At 48.2% G+C, this 3,837-nt stretch carries 2 protein-coding genes and 1 pseudogene; all 3 read left to right on the top strand.

The genetic code is table 11. The annotated features are described in order from the left end of the window. Nucleotides 1-361: 361 nt before the first annotated feature. The gene (locus tag HMPREF3168_RS09080; RefSeq protein ID WP_070489715.1) at nt 362-1,765 is read left to right on the top strand and encodes a class II fumarate hydratase; all 1,404 of its coding nucleotides are present in this window, start codon (nt 362-364) and stop codon (nt 1,763-1,765) included. A 25-nt stretch (nt 1,766-1,790) separates the two neighbouring features. Then, nucleotides 1,791-3,209 (top strand): DASS family sodium-coupled anion symporter, encoded by a 1,419-nt coding sequence (locus HMPREF3168_RS09075; RefSeq protein ID WP_070489713.1) that lies wholly within the window; start codon nt 1,791-1,793, stop codon nt 3,207-3,209. 310 nt (nt 3,210-3,519) lie between these two features. Continuing rightward, nucleotides 3,520-3,837, top strand: a pseudogene (locus HMPREF3168_RS09070) (RNA-guided endonuclease TnpB family protein); the annotation flags it as partial.

Raw genomic sequence — 3,837 nt, 5'->3', positions numbered from 1 at the left:
ACTTTTGTAAGTGGGAAGTTTAAGTTATAAGAAAAAACTGCCTGAACCACTTTTAGCTAATGAATATTTCACAAGTTACATTTTTCATTAACTTCCTGTAAAAAACAGGCTAAAAATTTTTTGCTAAGTCAAAATAAATTGCGAAAAACTTCTGGCAACCGCTTACTTATCGCTGAAAACATTTACATTTTAACGAATTTGCTAAAGGATTCCCTAAATTTCAAAAAATAGACAGTCCTTGAAATTCTTTAAAAAACGACAAAAAGCTGTGCTGTTTTTAACAAAATTCAAAAAAGCCGTTATATAATGCAATTAGTTAAGCAAGATTTCTGTAAAAGTTTTTTGTAAGGAGATTTGTAAGATGGCAGAACAAGAATACCGTATTGAATCAGACACGATCGGTGAAGTTAAGATTCCTAAGGAAGCTCTCTGGGGCCCGCAAACTGAAAGAAGCCGCAACAACTTCCCATCCGGTGAATTGATGCCATTGGCTATCATCCGTGCTTTCCTGCGCTTGAAGAAGGCTGCTGCTGAATCAAACGTTGAAGTTGGCGACGAACCAGCTGAAAAGGGACAAGCAATCGAAGAAGCTATCGACCAATTGCTGGCACTTAGCGACGAAGACCTGCGCAAGGACTTCCCACTTCACGTATTGCAAACTGGTTCAGGTACTCAAACCAACATGAACGTCAACGAAGTTGTTGCCAACCTGGCTAACAAGCTTCACCCAGGCTTGAACATCCTGCCTAACGACGACGTCAACCGTGGCCAAAGCTCAAACGACACTTACCCAACTGCAATGAACATCGTTGCCGTTGAAGCTGTCGACAAGCTGGAACCAGCTATTGAACACTTGATTGACGAACTTAAGGTAAAGCAAGACAAGTACTGGAAGACTGTCAAGGTTGGCCGTACCCACCTGCAAGACGCTACTCCTTTGACTTTCGGCCAAGAAGTTTCCGGCTACATCTCAGCTTTGAAGCATGACCTGGCTTACATCCAAGAATTGAAGCCAAGCCTTTACGAATTGGCTATCGGTGGTACTGCCGTAGGTACTGGCTTGAACGCTGCCCCAGGCATGACTGAAGCTATCGCTGGCAAGCTGTCAGAAGCTTACGGCCACGAATTCAAGGTCGACACCAACAAGTTCTGGGGCCTGGCTCACCACTCAGCTTTGAGCGTAATGCACGGCGCCTTCAAGACTTTGGCCAACGACATGTTCAAGATTGCCCAAGACATCCGCTTCCTGGCTTCTGGCCCACGTGCCGGCTACGGTGAACTTAACATCCCAGCCAACGAACCAGGCTCATCAATCATGCCAGGTAAGGTTAACCCAACCCAGGCTGAAGCCGTAACCATGGCTGTAGCCCGCGTATTGGGTAACGACGTAACTATCAACTTCGCTGCCAGCCAAGGTAACTTCGAAATGAACGTCTTCAAGACTGTCATGATCGCTGCCTTCCTGGAATCAGCTGACATCCTGGCCGGCACTATTACTGGCTTCGCTGACAAGATGATCCACGGTTTGACTGTCAACGAACAAAGAATGGATGACCTGCTGGAAAACTCCCTGATGACTGTTACTGCTTTGTCACCAAAGATCGGCTACCACGAAGCTGCCGTAATCGCTCAAACTGCTCAACGTGAAGGCACTACCTTGAAGGAAGCTGCCCTGAAGAGCGGCAAGGTGACTGAAGAACAATACGATGAATGGATGGACTACATGGCCATGACCAACATCGACCGGACTAAGCCGGAAGAATAGTTTTTTTCAAAAAGCGGGAGAAAAAATGTTAACAAAAGTTAATTACAAAGGCTTCATCTGGCCTTTGATCATCGGGATTGGGCTCTTCTTGCTCACTCCTCTGCGCCCGGCGACCATCACCGTTGCCGGCTGGCATATGTTCGCCATCTTCCTGGCGACGATCATTGCCTGCATTACCAAGCCCCTGCCAATCGCCGGGGTATCCATCATCGCCTACGTGACCATCATCGGCCTGGGCCTGGTGCAAATGAAGCCAGCCCTGTCAGCCTTCGCTGACTCAACTCCATGGACCATCGCCATGGCCTACATGATTGCCCGGGGCTTTACCAAGACTGGCTTGGGCCGGCGGATCGCCTTGATCTTCGTCCGGGCCTTCGGGAAAAAGACTTTGGGTCTGGCCTACTCCTTGTCCATGATCGACTTGGTCGTTTCACCAGCCACCCCAAGTAACACTGCCCGGTCTGGTGGTATCGTCCTGCCAATCATCGAATCCTTGTCCGACACTTTCGGTTCCAAGGTTTCTGATGGCACGGAAGACAAGATCGGTTCTTACCTGGTCTTCAACGAATTCCACGCCAACACGATCTCATCCAGCCTCTTCATGACTGCCTCAGCTCCTAACGTGGCCGCGGTTGGTCTGGCAGCGGCTAATGGGGTCAATATTTCCTGGTTCGGCTGGGTAGCAGCCGCTATCGTGCCAGCCTTGATCTCCTTCATCTTAGTGCCAATCATCATCTACAAGATGTACCCGCCTAAGATCAAGGAAACTCCTAACGCCAAGGAATGGGCTGACGGCCAATTGAAGGAAATGGGCGCTATAAAGGCTTCTGAGAAGGTTATGATGGCAGTCTTCATCCTGGCCCTTGTCTTGTGGATGCTGTCCAGCTTCATCGGCTTGGGCGCCACCTGGATAGCCTTCCTGGCAACCGCGCTTTTGCTGGTAACCGGGGTGCTGACCACCAAGGACATGCTGAGCGAAACTGGTGCCTGGAACGTTGTCGTTTGGTTCTCAATCCTGATCTTCATGGCCAACCAACTGAGCCTTAAGGGCGGCGTGATTCCGTGGCTGCAGACTTCAATTAAGTCTGTCATCGGCGGCATGTCACCAGTTCTGGTCATGGCCATCCTGGTCCTGGTTTACTTCTACAGCCACTACCTCTTTGCCTCCGGCACGGCCCACGTTGTTGCCATGTACGCGCCTCTGCTCTTGATTGCCAAGAGTGCTGGCGTGCCGGTAATGTTTGCGGCTATCATGCTGGGCATGACTGGGGCGATCTTCCAGTCAACCACCCACTACTCATGTGGGCCGGCTACTGCCCTCTTCGCACCAGGCTATGTCAAGCAGACTGACTGGTGGAAGATGTGCTTCGTTTTGGGTCTCTTCTACCTGGTAGTCTACGGCGGCATCGGCGGATTGTGGATGAAGCTGATCGGTTTGTGGTAAAAGTTTAAAAGCAAGTCTGTGAAGTACTTGTAAGTAAAAAGTATATATTGTATGCGAAAAGGCAGCTCCTTAGCGGGGCTGCCTTTTTAGCGCGGTTTAAACTTGCCGTAGCTGGAGTACTTGGTCCCGGTGAAGTGGAAATTCAGCAGCTGTAAAAATATATAGTCAAAAATAGCAATTAAAGACTACTAATGCTTATTTGTAGTCTTTTCTATTCTAGGTCATGTTCCCAATGTATTTGAACGAGCTTCTGTGATATAATACGGATAGACACGAACATAAGATCGTAAGAAGAAAGTCGTTTCCAAAAATGACCAGAAAAAAGAGAAAAACTCAAACTAAGACAGTCAGAGCTTATACCGTAAAGTTAAATGGTGACGAACTAAAAGAATTGGATGAGCTGTTCACTGCTTACGGCAAATGCAGAGACTTCCTTTATTCACAGTTGTGCGGCATCAACCATATGACTGATGTTGCTAACTGGTATGGCCCTAGAGATAAAATCCGCGAGCATGACGGTGAAATCAAGAAAGCCCGCAAAGCGGTCAAAGACTGGAAAAAGGCCTACAAGAAGAACAAAGCTCAAGGATTGAAATCCCCCGATTCAAGAACGGTCAGACTCTCAAAG

Origin of the sequence: Lactobacillus sp. HMSC08B12 (assembly GCF_001808415.1) — a bacterium.
Classification (GTDB): Bacteria; Bacillota; Bacilli; order Lactobacillales; family Lactobacillaceae; genus Lactobacillus; species Lactobacillus delbrueckii.
The sequence above is the reverse complement of the archived record's forward strand: the minus strand, read 5'-3'. Positions and strand labels throughout refer to the sequence as shown.

What these genes read in the sequence shown, in the direction of transcription:
- HMPREF3168_RS09080 (WP_070489715.1), top strand. Translation starts at nt 362, where the DNA reads ATGGCAGAACAAGAATACCGTATTGAATCAGACACGATCGGTGAAGTT.
- HMPREF3168_RS09075 (WP_070489713.1), top strand. Translation starts at nt 1,791, where the DNA reads ATGTTAACAAAAGTTAATTACAAAGGCTTCATCTGGCCTTTGATCATC.